The sequence below is a fragment of the Lentibacter sp. genome (assembly GCF_965658795.1).
Lineage (GTDB): Bacteria > Pseudomonadota > Alphaproteobacteria > Rhodobacterales > Rhodobacteraceae > Lentibacter.
Genome location: NZ_CBFHTG010000007.1, coordinates 1 through 14,304, shown reverse-complemented (window position 1 = coordinate 14,304; position 14,304 = coordinate 1). Strand labels below are relative to the sequence as shown.

The 14,304-nt window shown below is 57.4% G+C and carries 12 protein-coding genes; 4 read left to right on the top strand and 8 right to left on the bottom strand.

Features of this window, described 5'->3' with window-relative positions; translation table 11 throughout:
- Nucleotides 1-47: 47 nt before the first annotated feature.
- The 3 genes from ACTG3X_RS06850 to ACTG3X_RS06840 form a co-directional block, all read right to left on the bottom strand.
- A complete protein-coding gene (locus tag ACTG3X_RS06850; protein ID WP_439110502.1) occupies nucleotides 48-860 on the bottom strand; it encodes a glutamate racemase in 813 nt (270 codons plus the stop codon).
- A gap of 10 nt (nucleotides 861-870) precedes the next feature.
- Nucleotides 871-1,749, bottom strand: coding sequence for a lysophospholipid acyltransferase family protein (locus ACTG3X_RS06845; protein ID WP_439110501.1), 879 nt, complete (start codon nucleotides 1,747-1,749; stop codon nucleotides 871-873).
- 91 nt (nucleotides 1,750-1,840) lie between these two features.
- The gene (locus ACTG3X_RS06840) at nucleotides 1,841-5,260 is read right to left on the bottom strand and encodes an indolepyruvate ferredoxin oxidoreductase family protein (RefSeq protein WP_439110500.1); all 3,420 of its coding nucleotides are present in this window, start codon (nucleotides 5,258-5,260) and stop codon (nucleotides 1,841-1,843) included.
- Between the two features lie 179 nt (nucleotides 5,261-5,439).
- On the opposite strand from ACTG3X_RS06840, the gene ACTG3X_RS06835 reads away from it, so the two are divergent.
- Nucleotides 5,440-6,345, top strand: coding sequence for a LysR family transcriptional regulator (locus tag ACTG3X_RS06835; RefSeq protein ID WP_439110499.1), 906 nt, complete (start codon nucleotides 5,440-5,442; stop codon nucleotides 6,343-6,345).
- Nucleotides 6,346-6,522: 177 nt separating this feature from the next.
- Here the strand turns inward: ACTG3X_RS06835 and ACTG3X_RS06830 are convergent, their stop codons facing one another.
- Both ACTG3X_RS06830 and ACTG3X_RS06825 read right to left on the bottom strand, forming a co-directional pair.
- The gene (locus ACTG3X_RS06830; RefSeq protein WP_439110498.1) at nucleotides 6,523-7,656 is read right to left on the bottom strand and encodes a M24 family metallopeptidase; all 1,134 of its coding nucleotides are present in this window, start codon (nucleotides 7,654-7,656) and stop codon (nucleotides 6,523-6,525) included.
- Nucleotides 7,653-8,672, bottom strand: coding sequence for a pyridoxal-phosphate dependent enzyme (locus tag ACTG3X_RS06825; protein WP_439110612.1), 1,020 nt, complete (start codon nucleotides 8,670-8,672; stop codon nucleotides 7,653-7,655). Before ACTG3X_RS06825 ends, ACTG3X_RS06830 begins: the two co-directional genes overlap by 4 nt.
- A 186-nt stretch (nucleotides 8,673-8,858) precedes the next feature.
- Between ACTG3X_RS06825 and purL the strand changes: the two genes are divergently transcribed.
- From purL to grxD, 3 genes are all read left to right on the top strand, one after another.
- Nucleotides 8,859-11,024: a phosphoribosylformylglycinamidine synthase subunit PurL gene (gene purL / locus ACTG3X_RS06820; RefSeq protein WP_439110497.1), complete on the top strand. Its 2,166-nt coding sequence runs from the start codon at nucleotides 8,859-8,861 to the stop codon at nucleotides 11,022-11,024.
- Between the two features lie 61 nt (nucleotides 11,025-11,085).
- The gene (locus ACTG3X_RS06815) at nucleotides 11,086-11,322 is read left to right on the top strand and encodes a BolA/IbaG family iron-sulfur metabolism protein (protein ID WP_439110496.1); all 237 of its coding nucleotides are present in this window, start codon (nucleotides 11,086-11,088) and stop codon (nucleotides 11,320-11,322) included.
- An 11-nt stretch (nucleotides 11,323-11,333) separates the two neighbouring features.
- The gene (gene grxD / locus ACTG3X_RS06810) at nucleotides 11,334-11,696 is read left to right on the top strand and encodes a Grx4 family monothiol glutaredoxin (protein WP_439110495.1); all 363 of its coding nucleotides are present in this window, start codon (nucleotides 11,334-11,336) and stop codon (nucleotides 11,694-11,696) included.
- Between the two features lie 64 nt (nucleotides 11,697-11,760).
- Here grxD and ACTG3X_RS06805 read toward each other — a convergent pair whose 3' ends face one another.
- The 3 genes from ACTG3X_RS06805 to ACTG3X_RS06795 all read right to left on the bottom strand — a co-directional run.
- Nucleotides 11,761-12,597: a fumarylacetoacetate hydrolase family protein gene (locus ACTG3X_RS06805; protein ID WP_439110494.1), complete on the bottom strand. Its 837-nt coding sequence runs from the start codon at nucleotides 12,595-12,597 to the stop codon at nucleotides 11,761-11,763.
- Nucleotides 12,598-12,650: 53 nt separating this feature from the next.
- Nucleotides 12,651-12,791: a DUF2256 domain-containing protein gene (locus tag ACTG3X_RS06800; protein WP_439110493.1), complete on the bottom strand. Its 141-nt coding sequence runs from the start codon at nucleotides 12,789-12,791 to the stop codon at nucleotides 12,651-12,653.
- The coding region (locus tag ACTG3X_RS06795) for a cryptochrome/photolyase family protein (protein WP_439110492.1) at nucleotides 12,784-14,304 on the bottom strand (1,521 nt) is incomplete at its 5' end. The genes ACTG3X_RS06795 and ACTG3X_RS06800, both read right to left, overlap by 8 nt.

Below are 14,304 nucleotides of genomic sequence, written 5' to 3'. Positions count from 1 at the left end.
GAGACCTCTCTTTCGTTTCATAATTTCAAGCAGATGTAAGGTGAAGCTTATGCAGCTTCAAACAATATCTGTCGTCGCAAGAACTGCGTTGCACGGTCCGAAACACGCTTGGCATCACCTGTTGTGAGAAACATGTTGGTTTCTCCCGCTCCGCGCATCTCTGGGCGGCGCTCAAGATAGTCTTGCAAGCTCTGCGCCACGAGATCGGGCTGGCTAAACACAGTGACCTGCGCCCCAAGCGCATCCTGAAAAATGTCCTGCATCAAAGGATAATGGGTACAGCCAAGTATGGCAGCCTGGGGCATGGGCATCTTGCGTTTGAGCGCGTCAACATGGCTGCGCACAAGCGCTTCGGCCAGTATCATGTCACCGTCTTCAATCGCGTCAACAACACCGCCGCAGGCCTGCGCCTCAACATCGACCCCAACAGCACGAAACGCCAGCTCGCGCTGAAACGCGCGGCTTGCCACGGTTGCAGGGGTTGCAAACAACGCCACATTCTTCACGCCCACTTCACGAGGCGGCGAGTTATCCCCCCAATCGCGCTCGGTAAGTGCTTCAATGAGAGGGACAAACACCCCCAACACGCGCTTGCCCTGAGGCACACCCGCCTCTTGCATCCGCCGCAAAGCTGCAGCGCTTGCGGTGTTGCACGCCAGCACAACAAGGTCACAGCCCGAAGACCAGAGCCTTTCCACAGAAGCTTTGGTGAGCGCGTGAATATCATCAGCATCGCGCACGCCGTAGGGCGCATGCGCACTGTCAGCAAGATAATGGATGGGGAGATCAGGCATATGCGCGCGCACCGCCTGCCAAACCGTCAGCCCACCCAACCCAGAATCAAAAATACCAACTGCCATGTGTAACGCCTCAAGCGCGATGTTTCTCTTCAAATTCATGGCCATACCCGCAGTTAGCAAGTGGCCTTGGAGATAGCTCATACGTGGATTGGCGCAAGAAATCCATCATTGCTTTGCTGTCTGCGGCACGCTTGCGCAACTGATCAGGCGCAATGGGATCCCCAATCACCACATCCACGGGGCTATCGATCCGGTTTTTGAATTCCTTTATCAACAGTCCCATCCTGAGTGTCGTGTGCAAATGGCTGGCAATCTGAAAGAGACGGCTGTTGGTTCCCTCAAAAAACACTGGCACAACAGTGGCGTCTGATTTTGCCACCATTCGCGCGGTAAAATTGCGCCAGCTCGGGTCAAGCGGCGTGGTAAAAGGCGAGGCCGCCGTGCTCACCGTCCCTCCGGGAAAAATCCCGATCGCACCGCCCTCGCCCAGATATTGCAGCGCCTCGCGCCGTGTCTCGAGGTTGAGGCGCATCGCGTCTTTGGTCTCCTCAAAGGAAATGGGCAGTATCACTCTCTCGAGCGCCTCCGACCTGCTAAAAACGGAGTTCGCCAAAATGCGAAAGTCACCCCGCGTCTGGCGCAGGATATGCCCCATCATCAGGCCGTCCAAAATCCCGTAGGGATGGTTTGCAACCAATATCAGCGGACCGGTCTTCGGAATATTCGAGAGCGCGCCCCCGATGATATTCAGAGACAGCCCGTAACGCGCAACCATCACATCCCAGAAATCCTGACCATTGGCCAAGTCCAGCTCATAGCCTCTGGCCCGTTTTATCAGGCCCAGTCGCCCTGTCGTGTTTTCCATCACGCGGATCAGGGCGCGGCCACTGCGGGTGGTTGCAGAAAAAGAATACGAAATATCGCGGGCTGCAGTCGCGGAATCTTTCATGGCACGGCTCACCAAGTTAAATGTTACGCAGCGTCATACTGCGCAACATTCAGTCTGGCTAGGGTTTATGACACCCCGATGACGCGTGCGCTTATTCTGCCGCTTCAAGCTGAGGGCTGCCGCCGCTGCGCAATTGTGCCAACAGCGCTTCACGGTCTTTCGCAGCCTTTGCCTCGTTGGCTTCTTTCACAGGCCCAAACCCGCGAATGCTGAGCGGGAGCTCGGCCAAAGCCAGGGCAACATCCAGAGTCTCAGGCGAAAGATGCGCAAGCACTGTCTCCATATCCTGCTCATACTGAGCAATCAAAGCCCGCTCCATCTTGCGTTCAGCCGTGCGCCCGAACGGGTCAAAAGCTGTGCCGCGCAGGCCCTTGAACTTCGCCAAAAGCTTGAACCAGCGCGCCATACCGCCCCCGAACTGCCGCTTCTGTGGTCGTCCGTCATGGCCTATTTTAGACAGTAGCGGTGGGGCCAAATGGTAGCTCAACTTGAAATCACCATCAAATTCTGCTGCGGCCTTTTCTTGCGTGCTCAACAGCAAGCGCGCCACCTCATACTCGTCTTTATAGGCGAGCAATTTGTGGTATCCCTTGGCCACCGCCTCTTTGAGCCGCTCGTCCTCAAAGCGCTCAACAAGGCTGCGGAACTTGGTCGCAAGCGCTTCATTCTGGTACTCCACCAGCTTTTTGGCCCTAAAGTCTATTTTTTGCTTCAAGGACATGGGCTTATCATGAACTTCTGATGTCAGGTAGCGCGCGGCCTCTTCCGGAAACAGCACCGCCCAACGCCCGATCTCGAACGCGCGCTGGTTGCGCTCCACAGCCGCGCCATTGAGCGCCACCGCTTCCATGATAGCCTCATAGCTCACGGGCACAAACCCGCGCTGCCATGCGCCACCAAATACCATCATGTTGGAGAAAATACTGTCGCCAAGCAAAACCTTTGCCAACTCTGACGCATCAAACAAGCTCAGCTTGTCTTTCAAGCGCGCTGCAAGCTGAACCTCGAGCCGATCATAGGGGAGCTTGAACTCTGTATCGCGGGTAAAATCACCCGTGATGGTTTCATGAGCGTTCACAACAGCGCCGGTGTGCCCTGTCCGCGTGAGACCAAGGGTTTTGGCCCCCGCACTCACAACCATATCCCCCCCAATCAGCACATGGGCTTCGCCTGTCGCGACACGAATGGCGCTAATATCAGCAGGGCTGTTGGCAATACGGCAATGAATGTGCACCGCGCCACCTTTTTGGGCAAGCCCCGCCATTTCCATCATGCCAGCGCCCTTGCCATCAATCTGGGCAGCCTGGGCAAGCACAGCCCCAATGGTGACAACACCGGTCCCCCCAACACCTGTGATAACCACATTATGGGTGCCGTTGATCTTGGGCAGCTCGGGCATTGGCAGATCAGGCAGCTCAAGGCTGGCTGTCGCGGCTTTCTTGGGCGTTGCACCTTCCAGCGTCACAAAGCTGGGGCAGAAGCCTTTCAAACAGCTGAAGTCTTTGTTGCAAGCCGACTGGTCGACCGCGCGCTTGCGGCCAAGCTCTGTCTCGACAGGTGTGATCGCCACACAGTTTGACTGAACACCACAGTCGCCACAGCCCTCGCAGACATCGGTGTTGATAAACACGCGCTTGTCAGGGTCAGGGAACAGGCCCCGCTTGCGGCGGCGGCGCTTTTCGGCGGCACAGGTCTGGATGTAGACAATGGCTGATGTGCCTTTGGTCTGCTCCATCCGCTCCTGTACCTCCATGAGGTGGTCGCGCCCTTTAATTTCAAGACCTTGCGGGAAAGCGTTCATGTCAACGTCTTCCTTGTCATCATAAACGATGGCAAGATCTTTCACGCCCATAGCCTGAAGCTCCGCAACGATCTGGGCGGCATCAAGCTCGCCCTCGTTGCTCTGGCCACCCGTCATCGCCACAGCGTCGTTGTAGAGCACTTTATAAGTGATGTTCGCATCCGAGGCGATGGCCGCGCGTATCGCCTGAATACCCGAGTGGTTGTAGGTTCCGTCCCCAAGGTTCTGGAACACATGCGCACGGGTTGAGAAAGGCGCCTCGCCAATCCAGTTTGCACCCTCGCCGCCCATCTGGGTCGAGCCAAGGGTGTTTCGGTCCATCCACTGCACCATATAGTGACAGCCGATCCCCGCCATACCGCGCGCGCCCTCTGGCAGCTTGGTCGAAGAGTTGTGCGGACACCCTGCGCAGAAATACGGCAAGCGCGCAGCAATATCTTCGGCATTGTCCGCGCGGCGCGCCTCGGCAAGCTGGGCCAGGCCCGCTTTGATGCCATCCGTGTTGCGCCCTTCCTCTACGAGGATATCACCCAGCTTTTCGGCGATCCAGATAGGGTCAAGCGCGCCGCGTGTCGGAAACAGCTCTTCGCGGTGCATGCTGCCCGCACCGCCCTTGTACCAGCCATAAACACGGCGGCCCTTGCGTGTGTCAAAAATGGCTTCTTTGATTTGAACTTCGATCAGCTTGCGCTTTTCTTCGACCACAACAATCAGGTCGAGCCCCTCGGCCCAGTCGGTAAAGCCGCGCATATCCAGCGGGAATGTCTGCCCGACCTTATATGTGGTCACCCCGAGGCGCTCGGCCTCGGCGGCATCAATGCCCAGCAGGGCAAGCGCATGCGTCAGGTCGAGCCAGTTTTTACCCGCCGCAACAAAGCCGATCTTTGCCCCGGGCTTGCCCCAAACGCGCTTATCCATCTTGTTGGCGTGGCTGAAAGCCTCAGCCGCAAAGCGCTTGTGGTCGATCATACGGGCTTCTTGGTCGTGTGGCGTGTCCACAAGGCGAATGTTCAAACCACCTTCAGGCATATCAAACTCAGGCAGCACAAAGTTCATGCGGTTCGGATCCCCATCCACAACAGCAGTTGCCTCGATCGTGTCTTTCATCGTTTTCAGGCCAACCCACAGCCCCGAAAAGCGGCTCAGCGCCCAGCCATAGATGCCGTAATCAATAATCTCCTGAACACCGGCAGGCGACACGATCGGCATATAGGCATCAATGAGCGCCCATTCGCTCTGGTGCAGCACGGTCGAGCTTTCGCCTGTGTGGTCATCGCCCATCGCAACAAGCACACCCCCGTTGGCACTTGTCCCGGCCATATTGGCATGACGGAACACATCGCCCGTTCTGTCCACGCCCGGGCCTTTGCCATACCAAAGGCCAAAGACGCCGTCGTATTTGCCCTCACCACGCAGTTCAGCCTGCTGGCTGCCCCACAGCGCTGTGGCCGCCAGATCTTCGTTCAATCCGGGGTGAAACTTCACATCATTCTCGGTGAGGATCTTCTCAGCGCGGCTCATGTTCATATCGACAGCGCCAAGCGGCGAGCCACGATACCCTGTCACATAGCCAGCGGTATTGAGCCCTGCGGCGCGGTCACGCTCTTTTTGCGTGAGCATCAGGCGCACAAGCGCTTGCGTCCCATTTAACAAAACTGGTGATTTTTTCAGATCGAACCGGTCGTTCAGTGAAACCTTTTGCTTACTCATCGCGCGCCTCCCATCACTTGATGCCATTGCCAATATAGGCGAATATAGAGCTTTACAGTAGGTCATAATTGTTGACCTACCAACAGTTATTCGCATTTTGTACCGAGTTTCGTTACGTTACGAACAAGACTAAAATAAAGTTACACCGACAAAGGTGATTTGAGCAGAAAGATACGACGATGGATTGGGACAAACTCAGAATATTTCATGCGGTTGCCGACGCTGGCAGCCTCACCCATGCAGGTGAGACACTCAACCTGTCGCAATCCGCCGTGTCGCGCCAGATGCGCGGCCTCGAAGAATCGCTCAACACCACCTTGTTTCACCGCCATGCGCGCGGGCTGATCCTGACAGAACAAGGCGAGCTGCTTTTCGATGCCACGCGCGCCATGATCAAACGGCTTGATGCCGCAACAGCGCGCATAAAAGATAGCGAAGAAGAGGTCTTCGGCGAGCTGCGGGTGACAACAACCATCGGCTTTGGCACGCTCTGGCTCGCCCCGCGTCTGGCACGGCTTTATGAGAAATACCCCGATCTCAAGATCGATTTGATGCTCGAGGAGCGCGTTCTTGACCTGCCCATGCGGGAAGCAGATGTCGCCATTCGCATGAAAGAACCGAGCCAGGCCGACCTCATTCGCAAGCGCTTGATGAACGTCAACATGCGGATCTTCGCAACCCAGGAATACCTCGACCAACGCGGCACACCCACGCGCCTTGAAGACTTGGCCAATCACCGGCTGATCTGCCAGAACGTCCGCTCCACGCAAGTGGGCGCAGCGGCCAGTATGGTCAATGCGCTCATGAGCTACGAAATCGACTCGCTGCTGACGGTGAACAACTACTTTGGTGTGCTGCAAGCCACGCTGAACAATCTCGGTATCGGCGTTCTGCCAAACTATGTGGCCAATGACTTTCCGAATCTCGTGCGCCTCCTGGACGAGGCCGATAGCGGCGATATCCCCGTTTTCCTGGCCTATCCAGAAGAGCTGCGGCACTCAAAACGCATCGGCGCGTTTCGCGATTTTGTCCAAGACGAGATTTCGATCTATCGTAAACAGGTTAAAAATCAGGCATTTGAGTAAATATTTTAGCAGCCATGCAATTTTCGCATAGCAGACATGCTGCACCTGCGGCATTATTTCACTTGAACGGGCGATGCCTCACCCCTAAATCGGCTTTTGACAGCGATGATTTATCGCTTTCATACCTCCCTGTTGGACTTCGGCCGAGCTTAATGCTCGGCCTTTTTTTTGGGGGTGTCACAAAACAGGCATTGGCCCGCTGGCCCAGGGCGACAAGATCTGCGCACCGCCATCCCGGATGACAATATTCTCCTCGTGAACAAGCATCATGCCATCGCCAGTCTCAATTCCCGGCTCCAGCGTGATGACCATCCCCGCCTCCAAAACAGTATGGTCGCGTGCGGTCAAAGACAGACCCTCTGTGAGCTGCATTCCCAGCCCATGCCCAAGCCGCCCCGCCGTGTCACCGCCCCCCACAACCGAGGCCATAGCGCGCCAGACATCGGCCGCTTCAGCACCCGGGCGTGCGGCCTCGACACCGGCCAAAGCCGCCTCAAGAAGCTGGTTCCAAGGCTGTGCCATCTGCCGCGCAGGCACGCCGATCGAGAAGTTACGATCAAAGTCGCAAAAATAGCCGTCCCAAACAGCACCGGTATCAAGCATCAACACATCGCCCATCGCCAAGGGCTGCGGCCCTGCAGGCGAAATCACATCCGCATAGCCTTTCGGCCCGGCTCCCCCCGCCAGATAGGGCACCCAGTCGGCCCCCTCCTCCAGCAACAGCCTCTGAAACCCGCGAAAAACGCTGTCGAGCTTTGCGCCCTGTCTGGCCACTTCACCCACACGGTCAAATGCGCGCCCCGCAATCGTGCAGGCGCGCGCGATTTTTTCGATCTCGGCCTCGGTCTTCACCGCACGCAGCTGCGCGATAATCCCAGCGTCATCGCCAAAAACCAGCCCCGCGGCCTGCAGCCGCCCAAAGTCGGCCAAAGGCATACGCAGATGACTTTCCATGCCAGACGGCACGCCGATCCTGCCGCCCCCACCGATCTGTTGCAAAGCGTCAATCAGAAGCGAAACGCCATCATCAATCGGATCAGGCGCGCTCCAGGTTCGAATATCCTCAACCCAGGTTTGCCCCATCAGAGCAGCCCCAATCGATGGGATAACCGCAACAGGTGCCCCGTTTTGTGGCAAAATCACAAACCAAGGGCGGCTGGGGCTTTCCCAAAACCGCGTATGAAACCCTGTGAAGTAACGCACCTCAGGCTCTGTCGTGAGCAAAATCGCGGCCAGATCATGACGCTGCATCGCGAGCTGTGCAGCTTTCAGGCGCGCCTTGTATTCAGCCGTCTCAAAGCCGCGCTTCATGCCTCGGCCCCCTCACTGACAATACACAACACCCGCGCCTCAGGGCCAAGAGGCGCAAGGCTCATCAGGGCGGCCATACCAGCGCCCCCCGAGGGCGTTGTTGCGAGCCCCGCATCAGCCAAAGGCCCCAATGCAGCTTGGGACGCCGCTTCCGAAAGCGTTGCAAACAGGTTGGCATCGCGCGCAAGGCCCTTCAAAGCGATCAGCGAGGCCTCCTTGCAGTCAAGCCGCCCCATGCATGATTCTGGGCCACTCGTGCTGACAAATTTGCCCGCTTTCACACTTTCGATGAGCGCTGGCGCTGCCTCTGGTTCCACCACGATGATCTGGGGGCCGTCGCCCCAAACCGTGCGAAAATAGGCGGCACAGGCCGCCGCCAGCCCACCAACACCCGCTTGCAAAAAGATATGCGTGGGCGCTTCAGGCATCGCCTCGGCCGCTTCAGCCGCCATGACAAGATAGCCCTCCATCAGCTTGTGAGGATAGGCCGTATACCCGTTCCAGGAGCTATCTGACAAAAGCTTGAAGCCCTCCTTGGCCGCCGCCTCAGCCGCAGCCACCATACTGTCTTCATAGCTTCCATCAACGCGCCGCACCTCCGCGCCGCGCGCGCGCAGCCTTTCGGCAAAGGCTTCAGGCACAGAGCGGCTCAAATAGATAACCGCTTTTGCCTTAAAGGCCGCAGCCCCCGCAGCCACAGACAAACCATGGTTGCCCGCGCTTGCGCACACAAATGTCTCGCCCTCGGCCCGCCCCGCGGCCGCCTCGGAGGCAATAACATAAGCCGCGCCAAGCGCCTTGAAGCTCCCAAGGCCCATGCGCGCGCGCTCGTCTTTCACAAAAACCGCGCCAGCGCCGGCAAATGGCCCGAGAGAGACAAGCGGCGTTTTCCCCGCAACGGGGCAAAGAGACAAAAGCTCGCGCGGTGCTTGCGCATCAACGCTGGGCGCTGGAATCTGTGACAGTTGAGGGTCATCAAGACCCGTTTTCAGAAAAGGATTTTCAAACAAGTGCAGCCCTCAAATTTTCATGAGGAATAAGAAAGCCATAAAGCCCATCACGTCAACCCGCGGCCCATGTTCTGGAAGACGCACCCCCCTATCTTTCGCACAGAAAAACTCAGCTTTCATCTTTCACATTACGCCAGCTTGGCCTAAGACACAGGCATAGATTGACCCACCTACCCTGCTAGGACTGCTGCCATGACCGAGCCCGCCATCACCCAAGACCTGATCAAAGCCCACGGCCTTTCGCCCTCGGAATACGACCGTATCCTCGAGATCATCGGACGTGAGCCAAGCTTCACAGAGTTGGGAATTTTCTCAGCCATGTGGAACGAACACTGCTCTTACAAGTCCTCCAAAAAGTGGCTGCGCACCCTTCCCACGGAAGGGCCACAGGTTATTTGCGGGCCGGGCGAAAACGCGGGTGTGGTCGATATCGGCGATGGTCAGGCGATCATCTTCAAGATGGAAAGCCACAACCACCCCAGCTACATCGAGCCCTACCAAGGCGCGGCCACCGGCGTAGGCGGCATTCTGCGCGATGTCTTCACAATGGGCGCGCGCCCGATTGCGGCGATGAACTCGCTCAGCTTCGGCGAAAAAGACCACCACAAGACACGCCAGCTCGTGCATGGTGTGGTTGAGGGCATTGGCGGGTATGGCAACTGCTTTGGCGTGCCAACCGTGGGCGGAGAAGTCCGCTTTGATCCGGCCTACAATGGCAACTGCCTCGTCAACGCTTTTGCAGCGGGTCTCGCAGACGCTGACAAGATCTTTTACTCCGCCGCATCAGGTGTCGGGATGCCTGTTGTCTATCTGGGCGCCAAAACGGGCCGCGACGGTGTCGGCGGCGCGACAATGGCCTCGGCAGAGTTTGACGACAGCATCGAAGAAAAACGCCCGACCGTTCAGGTGGGTGACCCCTTCACCGAAAAGCGCCTGATGGAGGCCACGCTTGAGCTGATGGCCACAGGCGCTGTGATTTCGATTCAGGATATGGGGGCAGCAGGCCTGACCTGCTCCGCCGTTGAAATGGGTGATAAAGGCGGCCTTGGCGTGCGCCTTCAGCTCAACGATGTGCCGCAACGCGAGGCCAATATGACAGCCTATGAAATGATGCTGTCTGAGTCCCAAGAACGCATGTTGATGGTGCTTAATCCCGAGCTGGAAGCCGAGGCCCGTGCCGTCTTTGAGAAATGGGATCTGGATTTTGCAATCGTCGGCGAGACCATTGCAGAAGACCGCTTCATCATTATGCATGGCGATGAGCTGAAAGCCGACTTGCCTCTGGCAACGCTGTCAGGCTCCGCCCCTGAATATGACCGCCCATGGGTTGAGACACCCCCGGCGGAGCCGCTGTCAGGCGAAGATGTGCCACAGGTAGACCCTATCGACGGGTTGCGCGCGCTTCTCGCCTCGCCAAACTATGCGGGCAAGCAATGGATCTATGAGCAATACGACACAATGGTTATGGCCGATACCGTGCGCACACCGGGCTTTGGCGCGGGTGTGGTGCGTGTACACGGCACAGAAAAGCTGCTGGCCTTCACCTCGGATGTAACGCCCCGCTATGTCATGGCCAACCCGGAGATGGGCGGCAAACAAGCCGTTGCCGAAGCCTATCGCAACCTGACAGCCGTGGGCGCCAAGCCCTTGGCCAGCACCGACAACCTCAACTTTGGCAACCCGGAGAAGCCCGAGATCATGGGCCAGTTTGTCGGCGCGATCAAAGGCATCGGCGCAGCAGTGGCCGCGCTTGATATGCCCATCGTCTCAGGCAACGTCAGCCTTTACAACGAAACCGATGGCACAGGCATCCTGCCGACCCCGACCATCGCCGCAGTTGGCCTGATTGCCCATGAAGACCAAGCAATCTTGGGTCATGCGCGGGAAGGCCACGTTGCGCTTCTCATTGGCGACACAGAAGGCCACCTTGGCCAGTCGGCCCTTCTGGCCGAAGTGTTCAACCGTGTTGAAGGCGATGCGCCTGTGGTCGATCTTGCCGCCGAAAAGCGCAATGGCGACTTTATCCGCGAGCACTATGAGTGGATCACAGCCTGCCTTGACCTCTCTGATGGTGGCCTTGCTATGGCCGCCTTTGAAATGGCCGAAGCCTCGGATGTGGGTGTTCAGATTGACACAGAAAACACCCAAGAGCTCTTTGGCGAAGATCAGGCGCGCTACCTTGTGGCCTGCAACTTTGATCAGGCCGAGGCGCTCATGCTCGCGGCCGGCCGTGCTGGCGTGCCTATTGCTGCCATTGGCAAGTTCACAGGCACAGACGTAAGCTTTGGCTCAAGCTCCGCCCCCCTCGAAGAGATGCGCACAATTTACCGCACAAGCTTTGCAGAAACCTTTGCCTAGGCTGCTTGCGTTAAAGCAATATCATGCTTACATCTTTCGAAAGTAAGAACAGGAGCCACCCATGGCGATATATGCCGATGAGCTAGAGACAATTCTGCGGGCCGCCTTCCCTGACGCACAGATCACTGTGGCAGGCGAAGATGGCGTACACATGTCCGCTATGGTCATCGATGAAAGCTTTCGCGGCAAAAACCGCGTGCAGCAACAGCGCGCTGTCTATGCAGCCCTCAAAGGCAAAATGGACGGCTCTAACGGTGAGCTCCATGCGCTTGCCCTCACAACAAAAGCCCCCGAATAAGCGAGAGTATCATGACCGACGCAAAGACCCAAATTGACCAAACTGTCAAAGCCAACAATGTGGTGCTCTTCATGAAGGGCACAAAAGAAATGCCACAATGCGGCTTTTCTTCGCGTGTCGCTGGCGTGCTCAACTTCATGGGCGTTGACTACCAAGACGTCAACGTTCTGGCCGACGAGGCAATCCGCCAAGGTGTCAAAGACTATTCAGACTGGCCAACAGTGCCACAGCTCTACGTCAAAGGCGAGTTCGTCGGCGGCTGTGACATCATCACAGAGATGACATTGTCAGGCGAGCTGGACACATTGTTTGAAGACAGCGGCATCACCTACAACAAAGACGCCGCAGACAAAATCCGCGAAGCCAACGCGTAAAAAACTCTGCGATCAAGATAAAAAGCGCGGCTCTCGGGCCGCGCTTTTGTGTTTCTGACAGGGCTTACAGAACCTCTGTGCGCTGCTTGCCCAAACCGTCGATTTCCAGCTCCATAACATCGCCCGAGCGCAGGAACCGTTGTGGCTTCATGCCCATGCCCACACCCTCAGGTGTGCCCGTCGCAATCACATCCCCCGGCACCAGCGCCATGAATTCACTCATATGCGCGATAATCTCGGCCACAGAAAAGATCATATCTGAGGTGAAGTTGTCCTGTACCATCTCGCCATTCAGGCTCAAGCGCAGCCCGAGCGCTTGGGGGTCTGGCACCTCGTCGGCTGTGACAAGATAGGGTCCAACAGGCCCGAAACCGGGGGCTGACTTGCCCTTGGTCCACTGTCCGCCACGCTCGATCTGATAGGCCCGTTCTGACAGGTCATTGATCACACAATAGCCTGCCACATAGCTGAGCGCATCATCGACGCTCACATTTTGCGCGCGCCGCCCGATGACAACGCCAAGCTCGACTTCCCAGTCACTTTTCTCACTGCCCTTTGGCAGCGTAAGGGCATCATTCGGCCCCGCAAGGCAGGAGGCTGATTTGTTAAACAGGATCGGCTCTTTTGGCGGCTCCATGCCGGCCTCGGCCGCGTGCTGCGCATAGTTCAGGCCGATCGCATAAAAGGTCTCAACCCGCGCCAGAGCCGCCCCGATACGCGGCGCCCCGTCAACAACAGGCAATGCCTCAAGATCAAGGCGTTTCAAAGCGTCCAGCGCCTCAAGCGAGACACCCTCCCCTTCAAAGTCGGCCACAACACCAGACAGATCCCGCATCGTACCCGATGCATCAAGGCAAGCAGGTTTCTCATGCCCGACAGGGCCATAGCGTAGCAATTTCATAAGTCTCTCCCTTTTATCAGCACAGTAGCGTGAGCCAGCTCACAGACAAGGTGTCATTTGCGCCGCCCCTCGCGTTTGCAGCGCTCGGAACAGTAGCGCACCTCCTCCCAGACCTTCGCCCACTTCTTGCGCCAGGTGAAAGGCCTGCCACAGGCGGCGCAGGGCTTCTCGGGCAAATCCGCTTTCTTACGCATCCAATGTCTCCAGAAAGCTGGCCGCACTCGCAAGGTAGTCATCGCGCTTTTCGTCACTCATACGGCCCCATGTGGCATACATCTGCCCCAGCCTCGGGTTGCCGCGCAGCTTGTCTGCGTTGCGCGCAAGAAAGTCCCAGTAGAGGGCGTTAAACGGGCACGCCGCCTCGCCTGTCTTCCGGCTGACGCTGTAGCGGCAGCCAGCGCAATAATCAGACATTTTGTTGATGTAGTTCCCACTTGAAGCATAGGGCTTGGAGCCGAGAAACCCGCCATCCGCAAACTGGCTCATCCCGATCACATTGGGCGCTTCGACCCATTCATAGGCATCCGCATAAACCGCAAGATACCACTCATGCACTTGCTTGGGGTCAATCCCTGCAAGCATGGCAAAGTTACCTGTCACCATCAGACGCTGGATGTGATGTGCGTAAGCCTCTTCACGGGTTTGGCCGATGGCTGCGGCAAGGCAGGCCATATCGGTTTCCCCCGTCCAGTAGAAGGCTGGCAAATCACGGGTGGCCCCAAGGTAATTCTGGTCTGTGTAGCCCTCAGGCTTCAACCAGTAGATACCGCGCATATACTCGCGCCAGCCAATGATCTGCCTGATGAAGCCCTCAACAGCATTGAGCGGCGCAGTGCCCTCATAATAGGCCCGCTCGACCCTGCGACAGACCTCAAGCGGCCCGAGCAAGCCAATGTTAATATATTGTGCCAGCACCGAATGGTAGAGAAACGGTTCCCCCGTCAGCATTGCGTCCTGATAGTCGCCAAAGCGCGGCAGGGCTTCGCTGGCAAAATACTCCAGTGCCTCCAAAGCGCCCTCGCGTGTCACAGCAAACCAGAAAGGCAAAAGCGTTCCAAAATGCGCGCCGCGCTCACGCTCGACCATCTCCAATACGTCCTCCGTGATCGCATCATTCACCGTTTTGGGAGGATGTGGCATAAAGAGATCGGCCTTGGCGGGCTTGCGGTTCTCCGCATCAAAGTTCCATTGCCCGCCCTCGGGCTTATCGCCCTGCATCAAGAGGCCCGTCTGGCGGCGCATGTCACGGTAGAAATATTCCATCCGAAGTTGCTTGCGCCCCTCAGCCCAGGCCGCAAACGCGGCGTGGGATGCCAAGAAGCGGTCATCTTCGAGCACCTGAAGTGGCACGGTCCATGTCTCAGACGCTTGCTCAAACGCTGACTTCAGACGCACCTCGCCTGCCTCGGTCATAACAACCCGTTCAAAGCCCCCTTCAGACAGAAGCTTGCCCACCTCTGACACGAGAGACCCCGCATTTGAGGGGTCATCGAGCTTCTGGTAGCGCACATCCCACCCCTTGGCCTGAAGCTCCTGCGCAAAATGGCGCATGGCCGAAAAGACGAAGGCCAGTTTCTTTTTGTGATGCCAGACATAGTCCGCCTCTTCGGCGACCTCAGCCATCAGAACAACAGACTGCGCCATGTCGCAGGCTTTGAGTGAGGCAAGCTCATGACTGAGCTGATCGCCCAGCACCAGAATAAGAGT

Coding starts and splice junctions, on each gene's coding strand:
- ACTG3X_RS06850 (WP_439110502.1), bottom strand. CDS start 860: ATGGCAGTTGGTATTTTTGATTCTGGGTTGGGTGGGCTGACGGTTTGG.
- ACTG3X_RS06845 (WP_439110501.1), bottom strand. CDS start 1,749: ATGAAAGATTCCGCGACTGCAGCCCGCGATATTTCGTATTCTTTTTCT.
- ACTG3X_RS06840 (WP_439110500.1), bottom strand. CDS start 5,260: ATGAGTAAGCAAAAGGTTTCACTGAACGACCGGTTCGATCTGAAAAAA.
- ACTG3X_RS06835 (WP_439110499.1), top strand. CDS start 5,440: ATGGATTGGGACAAACTCAGAATATTTCATGCGGTTGCCGACGCTGGC.
- ACTG3X_RS06830 (WP_439110498.1), bottom strand. CDS start 7,656: ATGAAGCGCGGCTTTGAGACGGCTGAATACAAGGCGCGCCTGAAAGCT.
- purL (WP_439110497.1), top strand. CDS start 8,859: ATGACCGAGCCCGCCATCACCCAAGACCTGATCAAAGCCCACGGCCTT.
- ACTG3X_RS06815 (WP_439110496.1), top strand. CDS start 11,086: ATGGCGATATATGCCGATGAGCTAGAGACAATTCTGCGGGCCGCCTTC.
- grxD (WP_439110495.1), top strand. CDS start 11,334: ATGACCGACGCAAAGACCCAAATTGACCAAACTGTCAAAGCCAACAAT.
- ACTG3X_RS06805 (WP_439110494.1), bottom strand. CDS start 12,597: ATGAAATTGCTACGCTATGGCCCTGTCGGGCATGAGAAACCTGCTTGC.
- ACTG3X_RS06800 (WP_439110493.1), bottom strand. CDS start 12,791: ATGCGTAAGAAAGCGGATTTGCCCGAGAAGCCCTGCGCCGCCTGTGGC.